The sequence below is a fragment of the Bradyrhizobium sp. ma5 genome (assembly GCF_042258955.1).
In the GTDB taxonomy this organism is placed as follows: Bacteria; Pseudomonadota; Alphaproteobacteria; order Rhizobiales; family Xanthobacteraceae; genus Bradyrhizobium.
In genome coordinates this window covers 1,156,110-1,182,136 of the sequence record NZ_CP170156.1, presented here as the reverse complement: position 1 = coordinate 1,182,136, position 26,027 = coordinate 1,156,110, and the positions used below count along the sequence as shown (strand labels likewise).

The following is a 26,027-nucleotide window of genomic DNA, read 5'->3' as shown; positions in this document are numbered from 1 at the left end:
TCGTAAGGGGCGGATGTGCCTCGCCGTTGCCGGAGTTTGAAGCTCAACTGCATCTGCCATCCACCATCGAAGTTCCGAAACCGCATAGTCGAAAATCGCCAACTGCCTGATGCTGCAGCCTTGGTGAGACCAAAGCGCTTCAAACAGGTCGCAAGACGTGTCCGCCGGCTCGACAGGGCGGGAATATGGCAGATGGCAGTACACAAACCTTTACGGATCCGGACGGCTACGCGGCCGCCATCGGCGACGCCCGCCTCAACCTGACGATGACGGGTGCAGGAGCTTTCAGGGCTGAGATCACCTCGCTGCAGCTGCAACATCTGAAACTCTATCGATGTTGTGAAAGTCTTCCGCGCATCGGCTATCTCTCCCTTTCCCCCAAACTGACTTTCCTGTCGTTTCCCATCAACGCGATGTCCGCTACATTCAGTGGATCGTCCGTTCAAATCGGCGACATCATTTTTCACGGCCCGGGCGAGCGTGTGCATCAACGGTTCAACGGTGGATGCCAATGGGGTCTGATCGCGCTGCCGGCACAGCACTTCGCTGACTGCAGCGAAGCACTGCTCGGAAGATCGTTCGTGTCACCCGGGATCAGCAAGGTCGTTCGTCCTCCTCGAACGGAAAAGGCCAGATTTCAGCACCTGTTCAGGCAGGCCTGTCATCTCGCGGAAGCCCGAAGGAAAATAGCCGAACTGCCAGAGGTTGCGAGAGCGCTGGAACAGGACATGCTTCATGCGATCGTTCATTGCCTCGCAGGAGGCGTCCCGGGCGAGGCACTCAAGGCCAGAAACCATCACGCCGCTGTCATGGTTCGTTTCGAGGAAGCGCTGAGCAAACTTGCTGATGGCCGGCCCAACATGTCCAGGCTTTGCGCCGAGGTCGGCGTGGCCGAGCGAACTCTACGGATGTGTTGCGCCGAATTTCTTGGCATGAGCCCTACGCGCTACGTTCTGCTGCAACGCCTGAACAAAGCCCGTGCCGCGCTACAGCGAGCTAACCCTTCGACAACGAGCGTTGCGGAGATCGCCCGGGACCATCAATTCCTGGAGCTCGGCCGCTTTGCGGTGACCTATCGCGTCACCTTTGGTGAATCGCCCTCCGTCACGCTGCAGCGGGATACTCGAACCTGACCGGAATCTGCCGAAATTGCATAGCGTCCGATCAGCCATTCGCCCGCTCACGTCAGGCTTCAAACTGGTCTAGACCATCAGGAGCACTAAGATCGGACTTGTGACTGCATTGATGCTGCACCCGCGGCGCAAACTTCGCTGCCCAAATCTCCGCCCCCTTGCGATATCCCCGCAGCAATGGTTAGCGCTCGAGCCGCGTCCGCTTTGCCTCAGGAAGACAGCTTCAAGGCCAATCCAACCATACGTCGGCTTCGGGTCAAAATGCGAAGAACTCAGAGTGAGCAAAGTCAGTCCGCTCTACTCCACCAAGCGGATCTAAATGAAAGGTGTCGCCACTTCGCTGATGGGCCATTTCCGGACGTTCTCATTTTGATGTCCAGATTACCTCAGTAGCCCCAAGTTGGACGGTTGATGTACAAGATGAATGTCGGGAGAGAACGAGCCATTCTCGGCGGCGAGCGTTCTGCGCCGACGACTGGCATAATGAAACCGCCGGAGGCAGTATGGTCGACACCACACTTTCCACCGCTTATCGCGAATACGTCGACTGTCTGAACAGGCAGGATTGGGCCGAGTTGGAGCAATTCGTTCATGTCGAAGTGCACCACAATGGCGAACGGATTGGACTACGTGGTTATCGCGAAATGCTGGAGAGAGATTTTCGCGAAATTCCGGACCTTCATTTCGATATTCAACTCCTAGTGTGCGATCCACCGCGCATCGCGAGCAGGCTCGGATTTAACTGCACGCCACGCGGAAATTTCCTCGGTCTTGCCGTTAATGGGCGGAGGATCTCCTTCGCCGAGAACGTCTTCTATGAGTTCGACGAGCGGAGAATAAAAGCGGTGTGGTCGATCATCGACAAGGTAGCGATCGAGAGACAATTAGGCCGGAGCAACGATCCCCGTTAGGGTTCGTGGTCGGCTTCGGGTCAAACTGAGAAGTCCGGGCGCTCAGCGGGCAGGTCGCCTTTACCCCCAGATCCAGACAAACCGCTGCATCAGACTAACTGACGCGATGGGCCCCAACACCGGAAGTCACTCTATTCGATCACTTTGTCGGCGCGCGTCGTGAGGAAGGTCCGGGTCGATCTGCTGGGCCGGTTACGCGCGCCGGGCTTCAGCAGAGATTCAGGTGGTTGGATGTTGGATGCCACCACCCAAATATCGCAACACCGCAACATCCGACCTAGCCAAATACCTGAACGCTCATTAATATCCAGTACCGAACCGGCGCGGTGTCTCTGTGAGCAACCCGAATCGACGGGTCCATAAACGCCGCCAGGATCGTGTCGATGGCATCAGAACTGAAGGACGTGATTTTTCGCTCGGCCAGGCCATCCCGCAGGGTGCGGTAGCAAACGACGCACAGATAGACCGAGACGATGCGAGCGACGACTTCATAGAGGAAAACTGCATTCAAACATCCGCGTATCAAATACTGATCCGATCCCGGCCGTATGCGTGGCCATCGGCAGGGTCCCGGCGGTTATTGCATCAACACTACCTGGGGTTTGGTGTGGCTAGGATTTGTATTGGTTCAATTGAGGAAATGATCACGGCGACGGAATTTGGGAGCCCAAGGCTCTCCACTTCGTGACCACGCAAATCACGCCTAACGACCGTTCAGGGTCACAATGCGAAGAACTCAGATTGAGAAAATCTGGTCCGCTCTGTCGCGATGAGCGGACCTCCGACAGACAGAGCGCAGTTTCGCGGATGGGCCAGGCAGCTGCGAAATGGCGTTACCTGCCGGTAGGCTTTAAGCCCCGTCCGATCTGTTCGGACGGGGCTTGATTGAGCGTCTTACTCGCCGTTCTTGCGCGGCCGCGACCAGAGGAGCGTGTAGCCTTCGCCGCCTTCATCATCGAACAGGTTCGCGTAGATCGGTGCGTTGAAGGAGGGATCGTCGAGCTTGAGCGAGAGGTAGTCGCGGCCCTCCTCGGAGCGCTTCGACCAAGCGGCCCCGATCTCGGCCCGGCCCACGTAGATGCGGTGGCTGGGGGCGTTGTCGTTGGAGCGGTTCGTCTCGGCGACGATGCGGACGCCCTTGGCTTGCAGGCTCAGGGTGACGATCTCGCCCTGGAAATCGTTGCCGACCTTCTTGAAGGAACCGATGTTAGCCATGTCACTTCTCCTGTTGTGTTTCGAGCCCGCGACCACCGCGGCCTCGATGGCGATCTAGGGCCGAGGACGATCGGCGACGCACCCGCTCGGGCCGGAGCGCAGCGGAGGACGTCGTTGTGGCGACTTTCTTGTCTCGCGAGGAATGGGCGAAGCCCAGGGGAAGAAAGTCGCATCAACGGCGTTGCGGCTCAGACGATCGAGGCGAAGCCGGTCTTCGGCCAGATCAAGCCATCAACGAGGCCACGTGCGTCCGCGTGCTGAACCACAATCTCTGGAGAAGCGTGGCTATCTCGGTTTCGACGAACAAGAGGTCGAAACGATTCAGCGGGGAAAGAGAAACAATCTCCTGCAAAGGGCGGCATCGTCTCCCAAGAACCGATCGAGGTAACATCGCTCTGCCGTGGCTGCGTGGGCCAGACCGAATGCCGGCAAGCTTGATCGAGGAGTTCCGAAGAGGACTGCCTCACTCGTGCTCAGGTTTCGATCATCCCCGTTCATCGCGCTGATGTACGCGCACCTGTTCAACGATGAACACAGGAAACGGTCATCCCTCGGGCCATGCGGCCGTAAGAACTGGTTAGGACGAAATCTCCACCACCCCGCCCGGCTCGATCGGACGAGTCTCCGCCAGAATCATCAGGCGCGTCCATGACGTGACGCCAATGCAAACCACCCCTAGGCAAGCGAAGACCTCACGCCAAACCATTGAAAGCACTCCGATTTGGGACAGGGCGAACACCACGTGATAGCCGGCGACGGCGGCGGGAACAGCGAATGCCGTCGCGATCGCGATGCGCAAGGCCAAGGACCGAGTAATAGCGACGGCGACTTGGCCGAGGACGAGCGTCAGCGCACCGCCGGCCGTTGCGATAAGCAGCGTGCCAATGATGCCGGCACCGCTCTGTAACGCCATCATCCCAATAGTGAGTGCGACGAAAAACGGCAGGGCATACACTGCCAGCGCGAAAATCGCCCAGCAGAACAGGCCGATGCCGAGTGTGTTGAGAACTAGCCCAATAGCGAGCATGGTGGTGGCTCCATGTGCATAGATGTACCAATTGCGCCTTCCACCACCACCACGGCGCAACTCTGGATATGAGACTGAAAGGAGGCGGAGTTGCGGCGTGAGCAATTCCGCCTCGAAGGCTTGGAGTCGAGAAGACGGCGCTCACGCGCCGCCGAACCTCCAGACGGGGATGCCGAGCCGCTTCGCCTTGTCGGCGAGGTTGTCCTGGATGCCCGTGCCCGGGAAGTGCATAACGCCGATCGGCAGCAGTTCGAGCATGGCATCGTTGCGCTTGAACGGTGCTGCCTTAGCATGTCTCGTCCAGTCGGGCGGCGTAAGCCAGACGGCAGCAGCATGGCTGAGAGGTGATTGGCCGAGAGAGCAGCGGTCATGGGCAGGGTCGGCAGTACATAACGCAGCGACAGCATGGTCTCGATCCCCTCGCCCGCAGCGAGCACGTGGTCCACCACGCCGAAGCGAACGGCGTTACCAAGCAGGTCGCCCATGGCCCGTCGTGGCGTGTCGATCGGTGCCTTGCCGAGCCGCACGCGATCAAAGCCGTGTGGATCTAGCCAGGTGCGATGCACGCCGGTAATCCGTCCCTCGAGGTCCGTGACAGAGCCTATCATCGCCGGCCAGGTTTCAGTCGGCAAATGCTCGTCCGGTCGGTAGTAGCAACGTGGGTGGAAGCGCAGGCTACCACCATGGTGGATTTGGCTTATTCCACGACGTTGCAAATACGTTTCCACCAACGTCCCTTTGATCGGACCGGATATCGCAAATAGTCGACGGGCGGCTTCTTGCGATCCGGCCGGCACGACTGGACGAACGGGTCTCGGGAGTAATTGCTCCTCAGAATGCGGCAGCTTCAGAAAGCGCCTCGCCTCCTCGGCGACCTCGCGGAAGTCTCGCAAGGCAAGGCTTTCGCGGATGATGTCGAGGAGATCGCCATACTCCCCGGTCGCGGCATCGGTCCATTTGCCGGCGCGGCCCTTCGACGATTCCTGGAGCCGCACAAATAATGAGCGGCCCGGGGTGTTGTGGACGTCGCCAACCACCCAGTACCGCCCCGCCCGCTTACCATTGGGGAGATAGTGTCGGCACACCGCCTCGGCCTCGCGCGCGAGGCGGCGTGCCAGCTCGGAGACATCGCCGGACATCACACGGCCTCCCGCTCACTGACGCCCGTAACCGGATAGGTGTCGAGCACCCTCAACAGGACCTCGACGCCGCTTGCGTCCGTGGGTACGAACATGCGCAGCTTCCAGGAGATGATTTCCCCAAAGAGGCCGTAGGCGCGGAGACGATCGCGCATCGCGTCGTTGAATCCCGACAATTCGATGCGGTAGGCGCCCATCACCCGGACACGGCGAAGTTGGAGCCCCTCCGCGAGCTCGAGGACGGTCCGTCCCTCCCTGAGCGCGGCAAAGGCAGCGTCCGCTGTCAGCGAAGGCGCGTCCACCGCAAGGATATTTGCGACCCAGATGGCCGAGACCCTGCGGCCGATGATACGTTCGCCTGCATCGGTCTGGAGCCGATAGACACGGGTCGATTCGTTCGGCAGCCGCTTCCAGATCGGGAGCAGCAGGCCCGCCACGACGTGGATCGTGCTTTCCGTCAACTCGGGCACCTCGGCAAGCTCCGCCAGCCAGGTCGAGGAAAAGCGTTCACGATCCGCTTCGTCCCAATAACTTTCGGCCATGGTGGTCAAGGGGACCGTGTGCTGATCCATCGGCCGGATCAGACGGACGCGCCGCTCGATCTCGCCGTCATCGAGCATGACGCTCGCCGCGGGGACCTGCACGGCGGCTCGTCCCGAGCGCTCATTGACGAGCAGGACGGCCTGACGATCGGAAAGACGAGCAAGAGCGTCATCCAGACTCACCGGATGATTGCGCTGGCGCTGGGCGACCGTGAGCAGCCGGGTCTCGGCGCCGGTCCCCGGATGGTCATAGATCGTCCGCCGGTCGGTGACGACAAAGCTCTCGGCACGGAGGGTTTCCAACCCCACGTCGTAGGTGCCGGATGCAACCGCGCCTTCGATCCGAGCGGTCAAGAGCTGCTCGAAGGCGGTGAACAGCACATTCTGTAGGTCGATGGTGAGCGCCAATAACCTGTTCAGAAAGGTCGTGATCGGCGGCAGGTCATCCCTGAGTCCATTGGCATCCATGAGCTTCAGACCGGTCGCATCCTCGAACCTCCCAAGCGAGCAGCCGCCGACCTTGCCTCGCGCGAGCACCGTGTAGAGCTGACGCAACGCGTCACGTCCGTACTGGCTTTCGAGATTGTCCTCAGGCCGGAACAGACCCTGTCCTCCGGTCTGACGTTGGCCGCGCGTAATGGCTCCCAACGTATCGAGCCGGCGGGCAATGGTGCTGAGAAAGCGCTTTTCGGCCTTAACGTCTGTCGCAATCGGACGAAACAAGGGTGGCTGCGCTTGATTGGTCCGGTTTGTGCGGCCGAGGCCCTGGATCGCGGCATCGGCCTTCCAGCCGGGCTCGAGCAGGTAGTGGACCCGCAAACGGCGATTCCGGGCCGACAGTTCGGCGTGGTAGCTCCTCCCCGTGCCCCCGGCGTCGGAGAACACGAGGATGCGCTTGACGTCGTCCATGAAAGCCGAGGTCTCGGCGAGGTTGGCTGAACCGGCTCGATTTTCGACCACCAGCCGGTCGCCCTTGCGAACGATGCGGCGCGAGCGGCCCGTCACCTCGGCGACCAGCTCGGTGCCGAAGCGCTGGATGACCTGATCCAGTGCCCCAGGTACCGGCGGTAGTGATGCAAGCTTCTCGATGAGGCGGTCGCGTCGTGCGACGGCTTCCCGGCTCTCGACCGGCTGGCCGTCGCGATAGACAGGCCGGGAGCAGAGGTTGCCCTCCGAGTCGGTGAAGGGCTCATGGAGCTGGACCGGAAAGGAGTGGGCCAGATAATCGAGGACATACTCGCGCGGCGTGATGTCAACCTGTAGGTCGCCCCACTCTTCAGTCGGGATCTCGGCGAGCCGGCGCTCCATCAGCGTTTCGCCCGTCGACACGATCTGGATAACAGCGGCGTGACCAGCATCAAGGTCGCGCTCGATCGATCGGATGAGGGACGGGGTCTTCATCGAAGTCAGGACGTGGCCGAAGAAGCGCTGCTTCGCGCTTTCAAAAGCGGAGCGTGCCGCAGACTTGGCTTGCCCGTTCAGCGTTCCGGTCTCGCCAGTGATGTTGGCGGCTCGCATCGCCGCATCGAGATTATTATGGATGACGCTGAACGCACCGGCATAGGCATCGTAGATGCGAACCTGCTCCGGCGTCAGCTGGTGCTCCACGAGGTCGTACTCGACGCCTTCGTACGACAATGAGCGCGCAGCGTAGAGACCGAGCGCCTTGAGGTCGCGCGCCAGCACCTCCATGGCCGCGACGCCGCCCTCCTCGATCGCTTCGACGAACTCGGCGCGTGTGGCGAAGGGGAAGTCGGCGCCGCCCCAAAGGCCGAGGCGTTGGGCATAAGCGAGATTGTGCACCGTGGTGGCGCCCGTCGCCGAGACATAAACCACGCGCGCATTCGGCAGCGCGTGCTGGAGCCTCAAGCCAGCACGCCCCTGCTGAGAGGCTGCCTGGTCACCACGCTCGCCCTTGCCCCCGACCGCATTCTGCATGGCGTGGCTCTCGTCGAAAACGACCAATCCGTCGAAGTCGGAGCCCAACCATTCAACGATCTGCCCGACACGCGAAAGCTTCTCGCCACGCTCGTCGGTGCGTAGCGTGGCATAGGTGGCAAAAAGGATACCTTCCGAAAGCCGGATCGGGGTGCCCTGGCGAAACCGGGATAGAGGCGTAACGAGCAGTCGCTCCATACCGAGCGCGGACCAGTCGCGCTGGGCATCTTCGATCAGCTTGTCGGATTTGCTGACCCAGATCGCGCGGCGGCGGCCCTTGAGCCAATTGTCGAGCAGGATCCCTGCGACCTGCCGCCCCTTGCCAGCGCCAGTGCCATCGCCCAAGAACCAGCCGCGACGAAAGCGGACGACATTCTCTGCGTCATCGCGCGCGGCAGCTACAACATCAAACGTCGCGTCGATCGTCCAGGAGCCCGCGAGAAATTCGGAATGCGCCTCGCCGGCATAAATGACGCTCTCGATCTGGGCGTCCGACAGAACTCCATCTGCCACCAGGGTCGAAGGCAGGTGCGGACGGTAGGACGGCTTCGGCGGCGCAACGGACGCCATCAACGCGGATTGCACAAGCTTGGTCGGATGTGCGCACGATCCGGGAATACGGATCGACTGCAATCCGTACTCCTCATAGAGCGCGTCGGTTAGCCGGGCGCCTTCCGGCGGCGACCATTCGACCGTCTCGTACGTTAGTTCGACGCCATTTGGCGCTGCACTTTCCGAAGTGGACGACAGACGTGATGCGGAAGCGCCCGCTGATCGAGACATTGCACGCCGCCTGACGACGTCGGCAACGACCGGCGCGGCGAGGGGCAGCCTCGGAGGCACATACTGGGTTACCCAATTGAGCAAGGTGGCGACATCGCCGGCCATGCCTTGCGAGTCGAGAAAAGCCTTCGGATTGGGAGCGGGTAGCTTGTCGATAACGAGCAGCCTCGTGTCCGTCTGAGTGCCGTGCTTGGCGTAGACGGCGCCGTCGATCGCGGCAGAAAACACGACCCGTCCGCGCTCCTGGAGGCGAACGAAGGCCTCTAGCCACGCCGGGTTATCCGGCGCAAGGCCCGCGCCAGCGATGGCGACGAGGCGTCCACCGTTGCAGAGACGCGCGAGCGCCGAAGCGATGTGTCGGAAGGCAGCGTCCGCCATTCGTCGATCGACATTCGCCACTGCGGAGAACGGCGGATTCATCAGAACGATGCTCGGTACAAACCTCGTGTCGAGATGATCATCGATCTGCGCAGCGTCGAACCGCGTAACCTCAATGTTGGCAAACAAATGGTCTAGCAACGCCGCTCGGCTATCGGCCAACTCGTTCAACATCAGAGAACCACCGGCGAGTTCGGCAAGGATGGCGAGCAAGCCGGTCCCCGCGGATGGCTCCAGAACGCGGTCGGCAGGCGTAATGCCGGCCGCGGCGCATGCGGTCAGCCCAAGCGGGATCGGCGTCGAGTATTGCTGGAGCGCCTGACTGTCCTCGGAACGCCGCGTATGGGTCGGCAGACAGCTCGCGATTCTCGCGAGCATTGGCAGCATGGCAGCCGTCGAGCCAGCCTTGGCGCGCATAGCCGGACCGAACTTGCGCAGGAAGAGAACGGTTGCCGCCTCGCAAACGTCATAGGCGGTCTTCCAATTCCAGGCTCCGGTTGCGTCCGAGGCAGCGAATGCAGCCTCCATGGCGCCACGCAGGACGGCGGCATCGATGCGACGTCCGCGTTCGAGATCAGTCAAGATCTGTCGGGCGGCCTTGAGGGCGGCAGAGGTGAGAGTGGCAGCGGCATGCATCGAGAGCGGCGCGGCGGCAGCGCCGCCGGCGAGAGATTCGGTCATGGCAGGATTTCTCGGGAGAGCGGGAACGGGTCGAACCATCAGGCGCTCTCCTTTGACCCGACGGCTCAAACCCTTCCCGGCCCGGCTCTCCCTCTCAGCGCTCACTCAATAAACATGGGGACCGGCGCTACTCACCGGTCCCCAAGCAACTGCAGGACAGCCTCAGCCGTCCCGCCACATGATGTCACTCAGCCGCATCGAGTTGTCGCGGATCATCATCGCTGACGTTTTCCGAATCCTCCTCGTCGGCGAGGAATTTGGGCAGCGAGCCCGCTTCGCCCTCCTGTGCCACTGGCGCCGCATCGGGATCGACGAGGCGCAGCAGCTCCGGCAGCCAGCCCGAGCCATCGAGTAGACGCTCGGCCTCCTTTGCCATCTCAGCCTTCCTCAGATGGTCGATCAGTTGTGCCGAAGACTCGCCCTTGGCTTCCCGCACCGCCTCCAGAATTCGCGGCTTGGTGACCCGGCCGAGATAGTTGTCGACGGTCGGTCGCCAGCCAACCTGCACCATGTCGAGCCCGACCGCGCGCGCAAGCACATCAGCCTGGTCGAGACGCGTGCGGACACCGTGAGCTGAGACACGGCTCTGATTGTAGCGGTTGGCCGGCTCGTAGACGGCGTTGACCGCAAATGATGCACAGTGGGAGAACAATGATGCCTGTGCACCACCATCAAGAGCCGTGAGCGCATCCCAGAGATCGTTTTCGTTCTTCGGCAACCGTGCCTTCCAGGACTCATGCCGCGCCTCGACAGCCTTCGCAGACGCGCTTTCCCTCAGCCCGGGAGCTTGGGCAGGAAAGGTCGGTGTACGAAGGCCGATCTCCAGACAGCTCCCGGACGATGCGAACCGATAAAAGGCCGTCAGCACGAAGTTATGCAACACCGCCTGAAACGCGGTCGCAGGATTTTCTGCCAGCGCATCCCGCAATGCCAGCGTACGATGCGCCGTCAGCTCGGTGATCAGCCGATCCGGCAGAGGTTTGGCCCTGTTTTCATCATCCTCTTCGGCGTCAGGAGCGCCACCTGCGACTGCGATGATCGTGCGCTGAACTGAAGTGCCAGGCTCCTGCCCTTCAGTCGACGACGCGTCGGCGTTCTGCCCGACATCAGGATCAGTTTCCTGCACATCGTCCTCCGGCCGGACGTAACCCCGGTCCACGGAGAGGCGTCCTTCGGAATCGATGCTGATGAAGACACCAGCTCGGGCGATCTCGGTCGGTTCGTAAAGCATCGGCCGGTCTTCAAATGCCGCCAGTGCCGACTCGATTTCGCCGAGACGCTGATCGACCTCTTCGGGCAATTCGTCGGCATCCTGGTAGTCGGTTTCCAGCCTGGCCTGCTCGGCGTTTAGCGCATCGATGGTGGCCTGCTCCTCAGGCGAGAGATCGACAGGTCTGCCTTCGATTTCTCGTAGACCTTGAGTGTGACCGTAGGAGAAGTCTACGGCGACTGAGATCCACTTCCAGCCTTCGGCAGCAATCGTCTCAGCTTCGGCTTTGAGCTTTTCGGTTACGAGGCGGTCGAGCAACACGACGTCCTGAAGCCAGCCGCCATCGTCGTGCTCGAACAAATCCCGCAGAACGCCGCCACCCGCGTGCTGATATTTATCGACGCCCACAAACTGCGCCCGGCGATCGGACCCGCGCACGGTGTTCTCAGTGAGCAGCCGGCGGATCTGGTAAGGCTCGTCATAACCGGAACGGCTGACGTTCTCCCAGACTTGCTCCTGGCGGGCGTGATCGGCTGAGACCGAGAACGCCATGAGCTGCTCGAGCGTCATGCCGTCTTCGGCGTAGACCTCATGCAGCTTCGGCGACACCGACGCCAGCCGCAACCGCTGCTTCACGATCGCAGGGTTCACGAAGTGCCGGGCGGCGATGTCTTCCTCGGTCATGCCGAGATCGCGGAGAGTCTGGAAGGCCCGAAACTGATCGAGCGGGTGCAGACCGACCCGCTCATCGTTCTCCGCCACCGAATCGTCCGCGGCAATGCCCCCTTCACGCACAACGCACGGCACCGCCTGTGTCTTTGACATGCGTTTCTGTTTCACCAGAAGCTCGAGGGCACGATAGCGCCGGCCGCCCGCCGGCACCTCGAACATGCCGGTCTCGTTGTCATCTGCATCAACGACGGCCCTGACACTTAGACTTTGCAGAAGCGTACGCTGCGCGATGCTCTCGGCTAGCTGTTCGATCGAGACACCGGCCTTGACGCGGCGAACGTTCGACTGGCTGAGCACGAGCTTGTTGAACGGAATATCCCGGGAAGGCGACAGCGTGATCTTTTGTACTGCTTTCGTCATTTTGGCTCTCCACGACGGGCGGCCGTGAGACTCTCTCTCGGCTTCCAACCCGTCGCGAACAGCCTCCCCTCCTCTCACTCTCGCGCGGCCACGAGGCCAAGCATCACGCCGCCTCGTGATCGGCGACAACCGAATCCAGCGACGCGGGCTCAATGGACCCGGGAACGAAGCCGAGCAAATAGTCCGCGGCCTTGCTCGCCTGCGATGCGGCACGCACGATGGCGCGATTGTCTTCGCGCAGGACGTCAAGCCAGGAGCCGATATAGTCGGCATGGCGCACGGTCGGCACGATCCCGAGCGTCGCGCAGCTGAACGCGGAACTTAACTCAGCGACCAGTTCTTCGAAGGCATATTTCTTCGTACCGAAGGATCCGCTCTGGTCGCGATTGAGGCGCGAGGGATGCCCGGTCGCATGACCGAGTTCATGCAACGCGGTGCGGTGCCAATTGATGGGTTCGAAATAGGCCTGTGGCGGCGGGACCTGAACATAGTCTTCGGCTGTGGCATAGAATGCGCGATCCCCGCCGATCCGAAATGGAATTCCGCTGGCCTTGATCAGGGCGTCGACCGTGGGTTCGATGAGGCCAGCCGGCGGTGGCGGCGCAGCGGTGGCAATGCCGTCGGGCAGATCTTCGCACTGATCGGTGTTGAAAACGGTAAATCGTTTGAGGAATGGAATTGCTTGCGCGTCTTCGCCGGTCTCAGCGGCGCGTCGCTTTTCGTCATTCGGGACGAAACGATCCGCGTAGACAACAGTGGTGCCGCGCTCCCCCTTGCGAACGTGGCCGCCAAACGAGAGCGCCTGACGGAAGGTGAGCCAACTTTGACCAGTGAATCCGCGTTCGATAACGGCGCCCCAGAGGATGAGGATGTTAACGCCACTGTATTGCCGGTTGGTCGATGCATTTTTCGGCATCGCCAGCGGCGCTTTCGCCGCGGCCGTACCCCAGGGCTGAACCCAGGGGATGCGTCCGGCCTCAAGCTCGGCGATGATCTTGTCGGTGATTTCGTTATAGAGGTTCGCGCGGTCCTGGCCGGCGCGCGCGCGAATAATAGGGTTTGACATCGCGGGTCTCCGCGACGGGCGCCGCGAGCCTCTCTCGCAGCTTGTAACCCGTCATGGAAAACCCAGCCCGCACTCTTACTCTCGGCTCTCAGCACCATCTACCTGGGACCGCAGGCCCGATCAGGCGTGCGCCAGGGGCGCATCGCCTCAACGGAAAATGGCACCCGGAGAGCGTGAGCATAGCGACCCGAAGGGACACGCGGGTCCGAGTGCAGCGACGAGACCGGTTCAATAGCGGCACCCGGGAACGGGGCAGTGATAGCGATCGCCGCAGGCGAGCCCCTTTCCCGAGTGCCCCCGGCGAGGAGCACCAAAGCTCTAGCGCGAGGGATCGAAGCCGCAAGGCCGAGACGCTTCGCGGCTCGGTTCACGAGAGCCCGGTGCGGCTCTGGCCGCACGCGCCCAGCTAGTCTTTGCGTCTTTGCTCGAACTGAGGACCACAGTTCAGCAATTTGCTTGTTGCGGTGGCGCTTCGGGATCATGCCGGATCCCCATTCTTACGCACCTTTAGCTTGAAGTGCGGCACCGTCGTGCTGCGCCACCATGCCAATGCGTCCCCGCATTCCGTGCAAGGCTTGCCGTCATCGTCGATTGAAAGTGATTGGGTGAGCGTCACCGCGTACATCGCACCGCAGTGCGGACACGCGTAGTCCTCTCCCGATTCCCATGGCTGCGTCATGGCCGGAAATATGCGCCGCCGCCCGTCAACATGGCAGTGGCGGAATACGCTACTATCAAATCGCCACCCCCTTTCTGAGCCTGCACATCCGATCGGTCAGAAACGACAGCCGAGGGTGGCGTCATCGGACACGCCCACCCGCTACCATTCCCTAGTGTTTCTCGACAAAGCCCAGCCTGGTGATAGGAGGGGAACGAATGGCGGACGCAACGATTCGTCCTGTCAGGAGCTATTCCTATGCTGATGACACGTGAACGAAGACCGGCGATACGGACGATGCGCGGATGGGCGATTGGGGTGCTCCAGGAAGCTGGCGCCATCCGCGAGTGCGAGGAGCACGGTTGGATGCAGGATCGCGCCGATCCGCATGCAAGGGAGCGGGCCTTCGATATCGCCCGCGTAGACCCGCCCGCAGGCGTCTCCCCTGATGCAGCGGCGGCCGAGGTTCGCGACGTGCTGAACTCGATCGGTGATACCTGCCCAGAATGCCCTCCTAATGAAGAGGATCCGCGCCGAGCATGACGAACACTAACCCCGCGCGCGCCGCAGCGTAGCTTCCAATCGCTCCCTCTCCCTATCCCAGCGGGCTTGTTCGGCTTGCGATCTCTTCTCGAGAGCCTCGACCTCGGCCTGGATGGTGGCGGCCCGCTTCGCGTGCTCTTGCTCAGCCTTGTCCAGCGCAGCCTGCGCCTTGTCGACCGCCTGCTGACGGCGTTCACGGTCCTTCTGCCTGGCAGTCTCTTCCTTCGCCTGTTCAAGCTGGCGCCGCTTCTGCTCCTTTTCGAAGGCGAGAGCGGCCTTTCGCTCCGCAGCCTTGTCGACGGGGCGAGAGGAAGGCTTCTTCGCCTCATGACCTTTCGACTTGCGGGCGGCTTTCGTTGGTCCGCCGCCTCCAAGATCGGTGGGCAGCTCGGCATGTTCGCTGAAAGGTCGGTCTGTTCCGACTGGGCGCCTAAGAACGACGCCGGGCTTTGCCATGGCCGGCCCGATAACGTCCGGATCGTCGCTTTCCTTGGCCGCGCCCTGGTGGAAGAGATTGCTGTCTGCGCCCCACGCTTCCAGAGCCGCTTTCATTGAGGGAGCGGCAATCGCCAGATCGAAGAAGCCGAGCGAGGTCTGGTAGGTCTTCAGTTTTCTCGCCATGAGACGCTTTCCCGCACCGACCTCCTACGCTGCCATTCGATCAGCCGTGCTGTCTAGCTCGGGAGCAGAGAACGTCCAAGGCGGGCGAACAGAGCGGCCGGCCCGGGAAATATCTCGACGCATCCGGCATGTCGGAGCGAGCTTCCCGTGAACCCACCGCAAGGATACGTTAAGCCGACTTCCGCTGCGGTTTGGCCGCCGGCTTCCTTGCCACGGCCTCCTTGGCCGGTTTCTTGCCGGCGATCGGCATCAGCATTTCTTTCTGACCGCTTGCGGCCTTGCGCGGCTTTTTGGCCGGTTTGGAGTTTTTTACCGCCTTATCGCCGCCAACGCTCTTGCGCAGCGCGTCCATCAGATCGACGACGTTCTCGCCACGCGGCCGCTCCTTCGCGGTAATCGGTTTGCCTTCGCGCTTCTTGTTGATGAGGTCGATCAGGGCGGTTTCGTACTGGTCTTCGAACTTGTCCGGCTCGAAGTGGCCCGCCTTCTGGTTGACGATGTGCTTGGCGAGATCGAGCATGTCCTTGGTCACTTTGACATCCTGGATATCGTCGAAATATACGTCCGCAGAACGGACCTCGTAAGGATAGCGCAGCAGCATCCCCATCAGGCCCTTGTCCATGGGCTCGAGGGCGATGATGTGCTCACGGTTGGTCAGCACCACCCGTCCGATGGCGACCTTGTTCATCTCACGGATCGTTTCGCGGACGACGGCGAAGGCGTCGTGACCCACCTTTCCGTCCGGCACCAGGTAGTAGGGGCGGATCAGATACCTCGGGTCGATCTCGCTGCGGTCGACGAACTCGTCGATCTCGATGGTGCGCGTCGATTCCAGCGCGACGTTTTCGAGCTCCTCCTTGGTCACCTCGATGAAGGTGTCGGTGTCGACCTTGTAGCCCTTGACGATGTCCTCGTTGGCGACCTCTTCGCCGGTGTCGGCATCGACCTTGGCGTACTTGATGCGATGGCCGGTCTTCCGGTTGAGCTGATTGAACGAGACCTTTTCGGAATCCGACGTGGCCGGATAGAGCGCTACCGGACAGGTGACGAGCGAAAGACGCAGGAAGCCTTTCCAGTTAGCGCGGGGGGCCATGACGGGGGAACTCCAATACTGATGTCGGATTCAAGACGAACGGCCCGGCTTGGTTCCGACACCGGCCTCGTCTCCACAGGACGATTTTTCTCGTACCCGGGCTTGAGCGGACTCGACTTTTGTTCACTTTATGTTCTAATTTGGAATGACCGACCGACCCGCGAGCTGGCGCATGCCGACCCCGAAGCAGATGGAAAAACTGGCCGCTGACGCCGCGCGCAGGCCGGCTCCCTCCGCCGCGGCTCCAGATGCGCCACTCCCGGCCGAATACTGGGAATCGGTCCTCAAAGACCCGCGCGCCGGCACGACAAGTGCCCAAATGCGGCAGCGTCGTCTTTCGGAAATTCAACGCCACGTCCTGCGCATCTCCTGCCGCCGATGCGAGCGAACCGTGGAAATCCAGACCGCCGATGCAGTCCGATTATATGGCGGCAACGCGGTCTGGAAGGACGTCGCGCAGCGGCTGCTCGACAACACCTGCCAGCAGCGTACTGGGAGGCACGAAGAAGACGGGTGCTGGCCGGCGTTCGAGACGCCGTAGCCCGCTCTGGATTTGCCGGTCCGATCTCTTTGCGCCTGGATGTCCGGATGGCCCCGAAATATCACCCTACGCCTCTGTCGGGCGGCGACCGAAAGGCTCTGGCGAAAGAGCTCGGCAAGGCGCGGGCAATGGCCAACATCCTGGCTACCCGATCGGCGGAGACGCGAGCGAAGGGGGAAGCGCTCGTCCAGCAGGCCGACAAGCTGCTATGCGAGAGTTGGAACGAACGCATGTGGTCAGACGGAGAACCGATTGATCCGTCCCCGACGATCGACCAAGCGGTGAATGGCGGCTTCCCTTGGCTGGAGATCCAGTGCGCGCGCTGCAAGACGCCGAGCGACGTTGACCTCGCGGCGATGAAGCATCCGCCGACCACCTTCGTGCACGATCTCGCCAGCCGGCTGCGCTGCCGCAAATGCGCCAAGGCGGGCCGGCGTCCTTCCGCGACTCTGTTACAACTGGCTTGGCAGCCGCGCCACCCTCGGACCGAAGCCTGACCGATGTGCAATCTCTACTCGATCACGACCAACCAAGCCGCAATCAGCGCGTTGTTCCGCGTCGTGAACCGATACGTCGGCAATCTAGCGCCGATGCCCGGGGTTTTTCCCGATTACAAGGCACCGATCGTGCGAAATGGGGCGGAGGGCCGCGAACTCACCACGGCGCGCTGGGGAATGCCGTCGTCGTCAAAAGCGCTGATGGACGCCACCAAGAAACGAGCCGAGAAGCTGCAGGCCAAGGGTAAGATCGTCGATTTCAAGGAACTGCTGCGGATGGAGCCAAACGGCGGCACGACGAACATCCGCAACGTGAAGAGCAAGCACTGGACGAGATGGCTGGGACCCGAAAACCGCTGCCTGGTACCGTTCAACTCCTTCAGCGAGTTCAACAAGGCCGAGGGCGGTGATGTCTGGTTCGCGCTCGATGAGTCCCGTCCCCTCGCCTGCTTCGCCGGCATCTGGACCAACTGGACGTCCGTCCGGAAGGTCAAGGAAGGCGAGACCACCAACGACATCTACGCGTTCCTCACGACAGAGCCGAACGCCGAGGTCGGCGCTATCCACCCCAAGGCGATGCCGGTGATCCTGACGACGCCAGACGAAGTCGAGACCTGGATGACGGCCCCTCTGGACGAGGCATTGAAGCTGCAGCGGCCACTGCCGGACGAGGCACTTCGGATCGTCGCCCGCGGCGTCAAGGAAGATGCGGTCGGGCTAGCGACGTGACCATCGAGGACGAGGATGACCAGGCGGCTTCCCCGAACCGCCAACGCAAGATCATCCACATCGACATGGACGCCTTCTATGCATCCGTCGAGCAACGGGACAATCCAGATCTCCGTGGCAAGCCGGTCGCCGTCGGCGGGTTCCGGGAGCGCGGCGTCGTGGCGGCGGCCAGCTACGAAGCGCGCAAGTTCGGCGTCAGGTCGGCCATGCCGTCTGTCACGGCAAAACGACAATGCCCCGATCTGATCTTCGTGAAGCCGCGTTTCGAAGTGTACAGGGCAATCTCCCAGCAAATACGCGAGATCTTTGCCGAGCACTCCCCAATCATCGAGCCGCTGTCGCTGGACGAGGCCTATCTGGACGTCACGGAAAATCTGCGGCGCATTCCGCTTGCCCGGGACGTTGCGTTGGCGATCCGTGCGAAGATCAAGGAGGTAACGGGCCTCAACGCTTCGGCCGGCATCTCCTACAACAAGTTTCTGGCAAAGCTGGCCTCAGACCACCGCAAGCCGAACGGCCAGTACGTCATCACGCCTGAGATGGGCCCGGCGTTCGTCGAGGCGCTTCCGGTCCGAAAATTCCACGGCATTGGGCCAGCGACCAGCGCCAAGATGAATGCGCTGGGCCTGAACACCGGCCTCGACATGCGCAACCAGTCACTCGAATTCATGCAGGCCAATTTCGGGAAGGCCGGAAGCTACTACTACTGGATCTCGCGGGGCGTCGACAACCGCGAGGTCCGCGCCGACCGGATCCGCAAATCCATCGGCGCCGAAAACACGTTCTCCACCGACCTGACCGACTTCGACGCCATGGTCGTCGAGCTCACCCCACTCATCGACAAGGTCTGGCGATACTGCGAAGGCGCCGGCAACCGGGGTCGCACGGTAACGCTGAAGGTGAAGTTCAACGACTTCGAGATCATCACGCGCAGCAGATCTGTGCCCGTCTCGGTTTCGAGCCGTACCGACCTGGAGCGCCTATCGATCGCTTTGCTGCAGAACGAGATGCCGGTCCCCAAGCCGGTCCGGCTTCTGGGCGTCTCGCTATCGGCGCTGCAGCATGTCGACGATGCGGAGCCACAGTTAGCGCTGCCGATGTAATTGCGTCACCGCTCGATCGAATGATTTCGGCAAGAGACCATTGACGCCGACATGGGATCTAGCTCCTGCTCACCTTCGAGGACACGCCGCACCATGGTATGAAGGCTTATTGAGGCCTTGGGCCGCCCTTTGAGAAAGCCAGATTGATCAGGCTGAAATGGTGTAGCGACCGGAAGGCCATCCGCCCTCTTCGCCGCGGATGCTCCGCCGTTTCGCACCATCTCAACCTGCGGTATAATCCCGCTTTTAAAGATTGAGAATCATGCGCCCCCTTTTTGATGCGGACGCCCTGCCCGAAGGCACACCACCCGAATGGGCTTATGCAGTAAATGCTGGGCACGCCAAGCTCACGGTCCGTAAGGTCGATGTCATCACCTATGATGAGCCGACCCATCTTCGTTACTGCTGCCGTTGGGTTAGCATGTACCTACAGGCGCATATACGACGGGGACTTTCTCTCCTTGAAAGCGGCGTCCGAGAAATCGACAATGGACGCCCTCTGGTCGCAGCATTGTGCTCGCGCGCCCTATTGGAAGATTCCGCCGCGCTATAGGGTTTCAACCAGGAAATCCTCCCGCTCTTGGAGCGCCGAGACACGGACGGTATCGATGCCTTGGTGTTTCCCAAGGTATTCGCCACTCGGCGGCCCTCAGACATCCAAGAACACGGCGATGAATTCAAGGCTCGCAATATCTTGACCGCGATCGACAAGATGACCGTGGAGCATCCCAACATCCGCCGTACTTACGACGATCTGTCTGAAATCTGCCACCCGAACTCGCTGGGCGTATTCTCGCATTTTGCCGATACCTTTGACGACAAGCGCGCTTTGTTCGACGACGGCCAAGATATGACCGAGGCTGCCTACACTGCCTTCTATTCTGCGGCCTCATGTTTGTGGCTGAGGACGCAATCATCGGCAAGATCGAAACCGCTATCGGCGAAATCCTAAGACCCTGACATGTCATTTATTCGAGAACTCAAGCGCAAGCTACGCTTCAAGCTCATTAAGCTCGAAGAGGCGAAGTTCAACGCTTACGTTCGAGCGTTCAAAGTCATCCGTGACAAGATGTTGGCTGATGACCCTCCCCGTATGAAAGCTGAGTTCGATGTCGAGGACGCTAAGATAAACGCCAAGATCGCTGAAGACTACGAGCTGGCGTTTTTCACCGAGGTCGGTAAAGCTCTATCGGCTTGGGCTTCCTTAGAACAAATCATCGTAATCATCGCCTCGAAGCTCATGTCCAGCTCTATCGAAAAGGCCGGCGTGGTGATGTACTCGATCATCAACTTCGGTACGTGGCTCAGCATCGTCTCGGAATTGTTCCCACACGACGAGTTATGCAGTGAGCTAAAGCCCAAGTGGGACAAACTTACCAGCAGGCTCCGCGCATTGAAGGATACTCGTGATCGGCTCGCGCATCACAGGGCGTTTAAGGGCGACGTCCCAGCCGCATACTTCAAGATCACATCCATCGCTCCCAGCCCCTTCGATGTTCGTGCAAAATCTCTGAAGTACAAACCTCTTCAACTGCTCGAAATAAAGGAATTCGTGAGTGCCGTTATCGCTATGATGGAAGATTTAAGAGCGCTGACAATTGAAATGGAGGCTATTCACGACGCCCACGATGAGCACATGGACAAAGAAATAGCCCAGCTTATCGGGCAAGAGACCTATGACAAGGCGCTAGCAATCAAGAAGGCAGCGCTTGCTTCAGCTAAGCTAGAGTGACTATCGGAATCCGACTTTGGCTGGAAGCTGCCGCCAAGCCTGATCAACCAAGCGTCCATCTCCAGGACTGAGCCGAAGAGGCTGAAGGCTGGTAGCATGTCAGGGTGCGGATGCCGGATCGGCGCAATGCCTTCATCTCCGATTTTCTCGAGCGCCTTCTGGCGGGCTTCCTTAAAGAGGCGAAGGTCAGGAAGGTCCGCGTCGTACAGGGTAAGGAGAAGCGCGCCTAAGCTTTCGCGCCTTGTCGAACCGGTGATGGCCATTCTTGGTAATGCTTGAAGTGCTGTTGGATGAATAAGTCTTCTTTCTCTTTCACTTATCCAATCTTGGACGACGATGATGAATCGTCAGTCGCTCGAGACAACCAGATCCTCAGTGATGAGAAGGTCGGCATCGTACTCAGATCTGCGCGCGCAATCGACGAAAAGCAAGATTTCGATGGCGGCCTATATAGGCTCGTCGTGTGCCTGGCCGCCACGGGAGCGCGATATGCGCAGGTCAGGCGAATGCGCGTCGGTGACGCGCAACGCGCGCAACAGCGCCTGATGGTGCCGGGGTCCTACAAGGGACGTGGCGGAAATGGCGGTTCGATTCCGGTCCCAGTAGGCGACGATGTGATTGAAGCGCTATTGCCCGCGATCGTCGGACGGCCGAGTGACGCCCTCTTATTCGAACGGTAGATCTATGAACAGGAGCCGGGCACGATTGAGTGGAAAAGGGCCGGACGTGGCCCATGGAAAAGGGCTGAGCTCACACGTCCTTGGCAGGCCCTCCGCGACCACGCGAAGATGCCCGAGGTTATCCCTTATGCATTGCGACACTCCAGCATTGTGCGCGGCCTTCGGAAAGGCCTGCCTATTCAGCAGGTCGCCAAGGCACACAACACTTCCGTCAAAATGATTGAGCGCCACTACGCAAAATACATCGCGACAGCGCTTGAAGATCCCGCCCGCGCGGCCGTCATACCCTTGGTGCCGCGGAGCCGAGAAAACGTCGTGCCGATGGAAAAAAGAGCGTAGCCCTCGTCCCGCGACTGAGCAACGATGCGGCGAAGCAATCGTTCAACGCGGCCCTGGCTCGCTCGCGAATTTTCCACCAGAACAGTTGGGCGGGACACCAACGGCGGACAAATGATCGGGCAAGCATGCGTTGCAATACGTACCGACCGTTGGCAGCTGTGCCCTAGCGGTCGTCTCCAACTCCCTCCAGTTTGGAGCGATGGAGAGAGAATCTCCTTTCCAATTCCTTGATTTTGGCGCGACCTTTCAAACGCCTGGAGTTTATACGGAGATAGAGAGAGAGAACAAATATAGGGCTTGCGAAAACAATCACGAGGCTTGGATAGGAAACATCAAACAGCATGGCGTATTTTGAGTATGCAAACCAGCCCGCGAATACCATTAGCGCTTCGGCCATAAAAACTACCAAGACGAAACTGGCAAGACCTCGGCTTAGCAGCACAAACGCAAGAACTACCGCTGTCAGAAGGGTAATAAGAACTTCGGCTGGTAGCGCAAACGACGGCCGCCACAGCAGGCGTTGTGTGAGAATGTTTAGCAGAACCTGCCTATACATATCCACGCCATGGACGTCACCAGCAGAAGTCCTTACGCGCTGCGAAAGGCCATCCGCAGTAACTCCGATCAGTATGATCCGGCCGGCAATATCTTTCGTATTGATTTGCCCCGCCAGCAACTTCTCGACAGACAAGAATGATTGAGGGTCACTGACATGAAAGCGCGGGTAAACTGCTCCATTCGCGTCTGTGAGAATGTGAAGTCCCCTTAGCCCGATCCAGTTAATGCCGGCACGATCGCTGCTTATTGTTGCAGCCGGAGACGCACTAACGACACGCAGAAGTTCCAGTTCCAGTGAAGGTATTGTTATCGATTGGCCGTCTCTCCAAGCGAGAGGAAGACGCCTTACGACCCCGTCCGAATCGGTGCGAACGCCGGTATGACCAACACCGTCGGCTGCATTTTCGAGTGCTTCCAAGTTCCTCAAGAATCCTGGCGACGAATAGAGATGCCGTCGACCATCTTCGCCCAACAACACCAAGCCCGACAATTTCGGTGGTCTATTACTTTCACTAGAAATCGGTATCGTGGCTAGTACTACCCGGCTGCGTTTGATCGCCAGAGCAAAGGTTTCGTCGCTCATCGTACCTACTGAATGGGACCGGTCCGGCGCCAGCGGTCCCAACTGCAACTCAGGCGACATTCGATCGGATTCTGTGAATAAGACAGTGAATCCAATCGCAAGAGCACCGCTGTTTGTGAGAGCGGCTACTACGTCACTCCAGACCGTTCGGGGCCACGGCCATTCCCCGATCCGCGCTAGCGATGCGTTATCTACTGCCAAAACTTGTGCGAGGTTGCTCTCGACGGGCTGTGTGTCCAGCCACTGATACGAATCAAAGACGTAGCGTCGGGCCGCCTGAACAAACGAGGGATCAACGACCCGTATCAAGACTATCGCGGCTATGCATATGCACGCCGCAACGCCATATATGCACTTGGACAGCAACGTCAGCTGCGGAAGCGATGTTGCCTCGTCTAGGGAACTTTCAAGATGCTCACGCCGCGCGAGTTCTTCACGGGTCCTTTTGCGTTCAACAGCTTCCCTATCTGTGCACGCATCAAGGTAGTCGCGCTCAGAAGTGTCCAGCTTCGAATCCAGATCGGATTGTTGAAGCAACTGTTTTGTGTCCGCCAACCGTCGTGCCCGATGAGCAAGCCAATCTTCGCTTTTTCCATTAATGACCCAGTCGCGACACGCTCGCTTAACGGTCTCGAACGCCGAAAGAGCCGCGGAGTCCTCCACCAACCAGCTCTGTAGCGCCGCCCATTGACGAAGAAGAGCCTCATGCGCCGGCTCAATCGTCCGCTCACCAGTGTCTCCAGCCACATCAGTTGACAACAATCGTTGCTCAATCAAAAGATCGATCAATGCGCGCGATTCTTCGGGGATTTCCGATATTCGCGCTTTCTGACGTCTGGGGGATCCGGTGTCCGGATCGATACTGGCCAGCCACGGAACCAATCCGCGGCGCAGGAGTGCAAGCTGCAGTTCACGATTGCTTGGTATTTTTGGATCGGCTTGTGCTGCGCTTAAGGCGCGCTCAACGGCAGCCTCAATCGACCCCCTAATGCGGCCGAGCGCGACATAGTTATCGAACATAAGCCGACCGCTGCCGCCGAACTCAAGATAGAGACGCTCGAGCGTGAAGGCCAAGAGTGGCAGCGCGTCTCGACCACTGCCGTCTTCAATATCTGAGAGCAGCGCCTGCGTTAGCGCCGGATCCACGAGCAAAGGCCGATCAGCGTCTCTCATCCTCGCCGCCGGACCTTCGATGACTGATTGATACGCACCGCGTGGCATAGGTACGAGGCTTAGAGTTTGCTGCGTAACCCCGCCCAACGCATCAGCCATCTGTAGCTGCTCATACGCATCGGAACGGATTGTGATGATTACCAGTACGGCCGGGTCATCATCAGCTAGAAGCTGCTGCACAATTTTGAGAAGCGCAGCTCCCTCAGCGGCTCCCTCGCCCAGAAACAGCTCTTCCCCTTGGTCGATCGCCAACACGAGTGTTGGATCATGGACGGCGGCATCATCGCCAATGAACGCAGTCCGGGTTTCGGCAAGCATCGAGGAAAATGTTGAACGAAGACCCTCAACTCCGCTATCGATTATTTCGCTCGATTGCGATGTAGCGAGCCCCTGCCTCTTGACCGCCCTATCAATGGCGCTGTGTAACCCAGTCTCACCACTGATAGCATTTCGCCCGGGCCGAATCACAGGAAGGACTAAGTAGGCTCGATCATCGCGCGCCAGTCGCGGCAACAGACCGGCTCGCAAAAATGAAGACTTTCCAGCTCCCGAGGCGCCCAAGATCACCAATAGTCTAGGGGCCGCGCCCTCCCTCATCCCGCGGATTCGGTCAAGCGCCGCGACCATCGGTGCGTCCCGCCCAAAAAACGTGCCTGCGTCCTCCGCCTCCAATGAACTTAATCCGCGATATGGTGGTCGCTGCGGGTCACTCTCGGGTGGCCAGGCAAAAAAGCGAGCATCCAATCCGGCCTTTTCGAGCCCGATGCGCAGGCGCATTAGGCCTTCCTGTGAAAACGCAATGGAGACTTCGTCGTGCGTGCCGGGAACGACGGATCTGAGCGTCGCACGATCTTTGCCGGCAGCAAGTGGCACGAGTTGCCACGTCCCCGTCAGTGCGGCCGGAAGTTCTGAGACAGGGATATCTTCGATCAGGAGTCCGAAGAGCCGTTTATTCAGTCGACTGGCGATGCTGAATTCTTTCAAGCACCAGTCGGAAGCCAACCATGCCCGGGACACCAAAAACAGTACCGCTTCGCAACGTAACGCGGCCTTGTTCAAAGCTCGCTCCCAGCGGTCTCCAGCCGCGATCCCTCTCCTTGGGTCAATATCCAGGAAGACATCATCCCAGCCGTGCGCTAACAACCAATCCTTCAGTGCGACGGCACTGGCATTGTCTATGCTCGAATGGCTCATGAATATTCGAGACATACTTTGCAGCCTAAAGTAGTCCAATCGCGCCTGTGACGACTTGCCTTGTGTTTAGCAATGGTGCGGCCCATCGGCGCAATATCGGGCCAATCCTCAAAGCCAGCTCGAAGAATCCGTTAATCGCAATTTTTTGGCGCCAAAGCAGCGGGCACCAGAGTAATTTCAAGAGAGACTAGTCTAACAGCCTCTTGACGTGCAATAGCGGCAATCTACAGCTTGCGCGGAACCTCCGCATTTGTTGCCTTGGAGGACAGTCAAGGCCAATACCGGTCGACATACGACGAGCGCACAGTGGATCCGCGGCGGCACACCCAGAGAAAGCGCGTTCATGCGCCGCATACAGTCGCCAGCCGTGAACTAAAGAACGACCGACGTGGATCGGGGCTGCGATCATGCCGCGCTGAGAGTGGGGTTCGTACCGCCGATCGACGTCTGTGTCTTGCCGTTGAGCGAAGCGGCAAGGCTCGAGATGGCCTTGCCGATGTTGGAAGCCTGCGCTGTGTCGTTCTGGACCAGGGCCTGATAGAGCTGACCGGAGAGGCCGGCGGCGCTTTGGCCGGCGCTGACGAGGCTCGAACCCGAGCTGAACAGTTGCGTGGCGACCTGGCTGATCATGCCCGAGCGCTGGTTGTCGATGCCGGCCAGCGTCGCGGACAGTGCCGTGTTCTTTGTCGGATCGGTCGGCAAGCCCTGCTGCGCCGCGTTGGAGATCGCGCGCGTCTTGGCGTCCTGGATCGCCTGATCCACCTGCTCATGTAGGCGTCGGGAAGCGTGCCGCTGGTCAAATACTGTTGCAACGCCTCACCTTGCTGAACCATCTGTGTGCTGTTCGCGGTTGCCTGCGATGCGTCGG

At 60.2% G+C, this 26,027-nt stretch carries 22 protein-coding genes; 11 read left to right on the top strand and 11 right to left on the bottom strand.

What is annotated here, in order from left to right; translation table 11 throughout:
* Window positions 1-185: 185 nt before the first annotated feature.
* Window positions 186-1,133: a helix-turn-helix domain-containing protein gene (locus ACE103_RS05375; protein WP_375778591.1), complete on the top strand. Its 948-nt coding sequence runs from the start codon at window positions 186-188 to the stop codon at window positions 1,131-1,133.
* A 503-nt stretch (window positions 1,134-1,636) separates the two neighbouring features.
* Window positions 1,637-2,044 carry an ester cyclase gene (locus ACE103_RS05370; protein WP_375778590.1) on the top strand — a complete coding sequence of 136 codons (408 nt, stop codon included), beginning with the start codon at window positions 1,637-1,639 and terminating at the stop codon, window positions 2,042-2,044.
* Window positions 2,045-2,321: 277 nt separating this feature from the next.
* On the opposite strand, the gene ACE103_RS05365 is transcribed toward ACE103_RS05370, so the two are convergent.
* The 7 genes from ACE103_RS05365 to ACE103_RS05335 form a co-directional block, all read right to left on the bottom strand.
* Window positions 2,322-2,555 (bottom strand): hypothetical protein, encoded by a 234-nt coding sequence (locus ACE103_RS05365; protein WP_375778589.1) that lies wholly within the window; start codon window positions 2,553-2,555, stop codon window positions 2,322-2,324.
* Window positions 2,556-2,938: 383 nt separating this feature from the next.
* A complete protein-coding gene (locus ACE103_RS05360; RefSeq protein ID WP_018454792.1) occupies window positions 2,939-3,259 on the bottom strand; it encodes a DUF736 domain-containing protein in 321 nt (106 codons plus the stop codon).
* A gap of 577 nt (window positions 3,260-3,836) precedes the next feature.
* A complete protein-coding gene (locus ACE103_RS05355; RefSeq protein WP_375778588.1) occupies window positions 3,837-4,286 on the bottom strand; it encodes a hypothetical protein in 450 nt (149 codons plus the stop codon).
* Window positions 4,268-5,425: a DNA primase gene (locus tag ACE103_RS05350; protein ID WP_375778587.1), complete on the bottom strand. Its 1,158-nt coding sequence runs from the start codon at window positions 5,423-5,425 to the stop codon at window positions 4,268-4,270. The genes ACE103_RS05355 and ACE103_RS05350 overlap by 19 nt, the downstream gene beginning before the upstream one ends.
* Entirely contained in the window at window positions 5,425-9,747 is a 4,323-nt protein-coding gene (locus tag ACE103_RS05345) for a strawberry notch-like NTP hydrolase domain-containing protein (protein ID WP_375778586.1), read from the bottom strand. The genes ACE103_RS05350 and ACE103_RS05345 overlap by 1 nt, the downstream gene beginning before the upstream one ends.
* 184 nt (window positions 9,748-9,931) lie before the next feature.
* A complete protein-coding gene (locus tag ACE103_RS05340; RefSeq protein WP_375778585.1) occupies window positions 9,932-12,049 on the bottom strand; it encodes a ParB/RepB/Spo0J family partition protein in 2,118 nt (705 codons plus the stop codon).
* A gap of 103 nt (window positions 12,050-12,152) precedes the next feature.
* Window positions 12,153-13,115: an ArdC family protein gene (locus tag ACE103_RS05335; protein WP_375778584.1), complete on the bottom strand. Its 963-nt coding sequence runs from the start codon at window positions 13,113-13,115 to the stop codon at window positions 12,153-12,155.
* 916 nt (window positions 13,116-14,031) lie between these two features.
* Between ACE103_RS05335 and ACE103_RS05330 the strand changes: the two genes are divergently transcribed.
* Complete coding sequence (locus tag ACE103_RS05330; RefSeq protein ID WP_223970535.1) at window positions 14,032-14,316, top strand: hypothetical protein; 285 nt, start codon at window positions 14,032-14,034, stop codon at window positions 14,314-14,316.
* Between the two features lie 6 nt (window positions 14,317-14,322).
* Here ACE103_RS05330 and ACE103_RS05325 read toward each other — a convergent pair whose 3' ends face one another.
* Both ACE103_RS05325 and ACE103_RS05320 read right to left on the bottom strand, forming a co-directional pair.
* Window positions 14,323-14,937 (bottom strand): cell envelope biogenesis protein TolA, encoded by a 615-nt coding sequence (locus ACE103_RS05325; RefSeq protein WP_375778583.1) that lies wholly within the window; start codon window positions 14,935-14,937, stop codon window positions 14,323-14,325.
* Between the two features lie 169 nt (window positions 14,938-15,106).
* Complete coding sequence (locus tag ACE103_RS05320; RefSeq protein WP_375778582.1) at window positions 15,107-16,030, bottom strand: Ku protein; 924 nt, start codon at window positions 16,028-16,030, stop codon at window positions 15,107-15,109.
* A 145-nt stretch (window positions 16,031-16,175) separates the two neighbouring features.
* Here ACE103_RS05320 and ACE103_RS05315 point away from each other — a divergent pair, with 145 nt between their 5' ends.
* The 8 genes from ACE103_RS05315 (at window position 16,176) to ACE103_RS05280 (ending at window position 21,651) form a co-directional block, all read left to right on the top strand.
* Complete coding sequence (locus tag ACE103_RS05315) at window positions 16,176-16,571, top strand: hypothetical protein (protein WP_375778581.1); 396 nt, start codon at window positions 16,176-16,178, stop codon at window positions 16,569-16,571.
* Window positions 16,572-16,618: 47 nt separating this feature from the next.
* The gene (locus ACE103_RS05310; protein ID WP_375778580.1) at window positions 16,619-17,068 is read left to right on the top strand and encodes a hypothetical protein; all 450 of its coding nucleotides are present in this window, start codon (window positions 16,619-16,621) and stop codon (window positions 17,066-17,068) included.
* Between the two features lie 3 nt (window positions 17,069-17,071).
* Complete coding sequence (locus ACE103_RS05305) at window positions 17,072-17,797, top strand: SOS response-associated peptidase (protein WP_375778579.1); 726 nt, start codon at window positions 17,072-17,074, stop codon at window positions 17,795-17,797.
* Window positions 17,798-17,862: 65 nt separating this feature from the next.
* Window positions 17,863-18,900 (top strand): DNA polymerase IV, encoded by a 1,038-nt coding sequence (gene dinB, locus ACE103_RS05300; RefSeq protein WP_375781013.1) that lies wholly within the window; start codon window positions 17,863-17,865, stop codon window positions 18,898-18,900.
* A gap of 580 nt (window positions 18,901-19,480) precedes the next feature.
* Window positions 19,481-19,852, top strand: coding sequence for a hypothetical protein (locus ACE103_RS05295; RefSeq protein WP_375778578.1), 372 nt, complete (start codon window positions 19,481-19,483; stop codon window positions 19,850-19,852).
* 9 nt (window positions 19,853-19,861) lie between these two features.
* Window positions 19,862-20,632, top strand: coding sequence for a hypothetical protein (locus tag ACE103_RS05290; RefSeq protein ID WP_375778577.1), 771 nt, complete (start codon window positions 19,862-19,864; stop codon window positions 20,630-20,632).
* A gap of 290 nt (window positions 20,633-20,922) precedes the next feature.
* The gene (locus ACE103_RS05285) at window positions 20,923-21,312 is read left to right on the top strand and encodes a hypothetical protein (RefSeq protein ID WP_375778576.1); all 390 of its coding nucleotides are present in this window, start codon (window positions 20,923-20,925) and stop codon (window positions 21,310-21,312) included.
* A 108-nt stretch (window positions 21,313-21,420) separates the two neighbouring features.
* Window positions 21,421-21,651: a hypothetical protein gene (locus ACE103_RS05280; RefSeq protein ID WP_375778575.1), complete on the top strand. Its 231-nt coding sequence runs from the start codon at window positions 21,421-21,423 to the stop codon at window positions 21,649-21,651.
* A gap of 163 nt (window positions 21,652-21,814) precedes the next feature.
* On the opposite strand, the gene ACE103_RS05275 is transcribed toward ACE103_RS05280, so the two are convergent.
* Together ACE103_RS05275 and ACE103_RS05270 are read right to left on the bottom strand one after the other, a co-directional pair.
* Window positions 21,815-25,159, bottom strand: a complete 3,345-nt coding sequence (locus tag ACE103_RS05275) for a CHASE2 domain-containing protein (RefSeq protein ID WP_375778574.1) — start codon at window positions 25,157-25,159, stop codon at window positions 21,815-21,817.
* A gap of 405 nt (window positions 25,160-25,564) precedes the next feature.
* Window positions 25,565-25,921: a hypothetical protein gene (locus ACE103_RS05270; protein ID WP_375778573.1), complete on the bottom strand. Its 357-nt coding sequence runs from the start codon at window positions 25,919-25,921 to the stop codon at window positions 25,565-25,567.
* Window positions 25,922-26,027: the final 106 nt, after the last annotated feature.

What these genes read in the sequence shown, in the direction of transcription:
- ACE103_RS05375 (WP_375778591.1), top strand. Translation starts at nt 186, where the DNA reads ATGGCAGATGGCAGTACACAAACCTTTACGGATCCGGACGGCTACGCG.
- ACE103_RS05370 (WP_375778590.1), top strand. Translation starts at nt 1,637, where the DNA reads ATGGTCGACACCACACTTTCCACCGCTTATCGCGAATACGTCGACTGT.
- ACE103_RS05360 (WP_018454792.1), bottom strand. Translation starts at nt 3,259, where the DNA reads ATGGCTAACATCGGTTCCTTCAAGAAGGTCGGCAACGATTTCCAGGGC.
- ACE103_RS05355 (WP_375778588.1), bottom strand. Translation starts at nt 4,286, where the DNA reads ATGCTCGCTATTGGGCTAGTTCTCAACACACTCGGCATCGGCCTGTTC.
- ACE103_RS05350 (WP_375778587.1), bottom strand. Translation starts at nt 5,425, where the DNA reads ATGTCCGGCGATGTCTCCGAGCTGGCACGCCGCCTCGCGCGCGAGGCC.
- ACE103_RS05345 (WP_375778586.1), bottom strand. Translation starts at nt 9,747, where the DNA reads ATGACCGAATCTCTCGCCGGCGGCGCTGCCGCCGCGCCGCTCTCGATG.
- ACE103_RS05340 (WP_375778585.1), bottom strand. Translation starts at nt 12,049, where the DNA reads ATGACGAAAGCAGTACAAAAGATCACGCTGTCGCCTTCCCGGGATATT.
- ACE103_RS05335 (WP_375778584.1), bottom strand. Translation starts at nt 13,115, where the DNA reads ATGTCAAACCCTATTATTCGCGCGCGCGCCGGCCAGGACCGCGCGAAC.
- ACE103_RS05330 (WP_223970535.1), top strand. Translation starts at nt 14,032, where the DNA reads ATGCTGATGACACGTGAACGAAGACCGGCGATACGGACGATGCGCGGA.
- ACE103_RS05325 (WP_375778583.1), bottom strand. Translation starts at nt 14,937, where the DNA reads ATGGCGAGAAAACTGAAGACCTACCAGACCTCGCTCGGCTTCTTCGAT.
- ACE103_RS05320 (WP_375778582.1), bottom strand. Translation starts at nt 16,030, where the DNA reads ATGGCCCCCCGCGCTAACTGGAAAGGCTTCCTGCGTCTTTCGCTCGTC.
- ACE103_RS05315 (WP_375778581.1), top strand. Translation starts at nt 16,176, where the DNA reads ATGACCGACCGACCCGCGAGCTGGCGCATGCCGACCCCGAAGCAGATG.
- ACE103_RS05310 (WP_375778580.1), top strand. Translation starts at nt 16,619, where the DNA reads ATGGCCCCGAAATATCACCCTACGCCTCTGTCGGGCGGCGACCGAAAG.
- ACE103_RS05305 (WP_375778579.1), top strand. Translation starts at nt 17,072, where the DNA reads ATGTGCAATCTCTACTCGATCACGACCAACCAAGCCGCAATCAGCGCG.
- dinB (WP_375781013.1), top strand. Translation starts at nt 17,863, where the DNA reads ATGGACGCCTTCTATGCATCCGTCGAGCAACGGGACAATCCAGATCTC.
- ACE103_RS05290 (WP_375778577.1), top strand. Translation starts at nt 19,862, where the DNA reads ATGTCATTTATTCGAGAACTCAAGCGCAAGCTACGCTTCAAGCTCATT.
- ACE103_RS05285 (WP_375778576.1), top strand. Translation starts at nt 20,923, where the DNA reads ATGAATAAGTCTTCTTTCTCTTTCACTTATCCAATCTTGGACGACGAT.
- ACE103_RS05280 (WP_375778575.1), top strand. Translation starts at nt 21,421, where the DNA reads ATGCCCGAGGTTATCCCTTATGCATTGCGACACTCCAGCATTGTGCGC.
- ACE103_RS05275 (WP_375778574.1), bottom strand. Translation starts at nt 25,159, where the DNA reads ATGAGCCATTCGAGCATAGACAATGCCAGTGCCGTCGCACTGAAGGAT.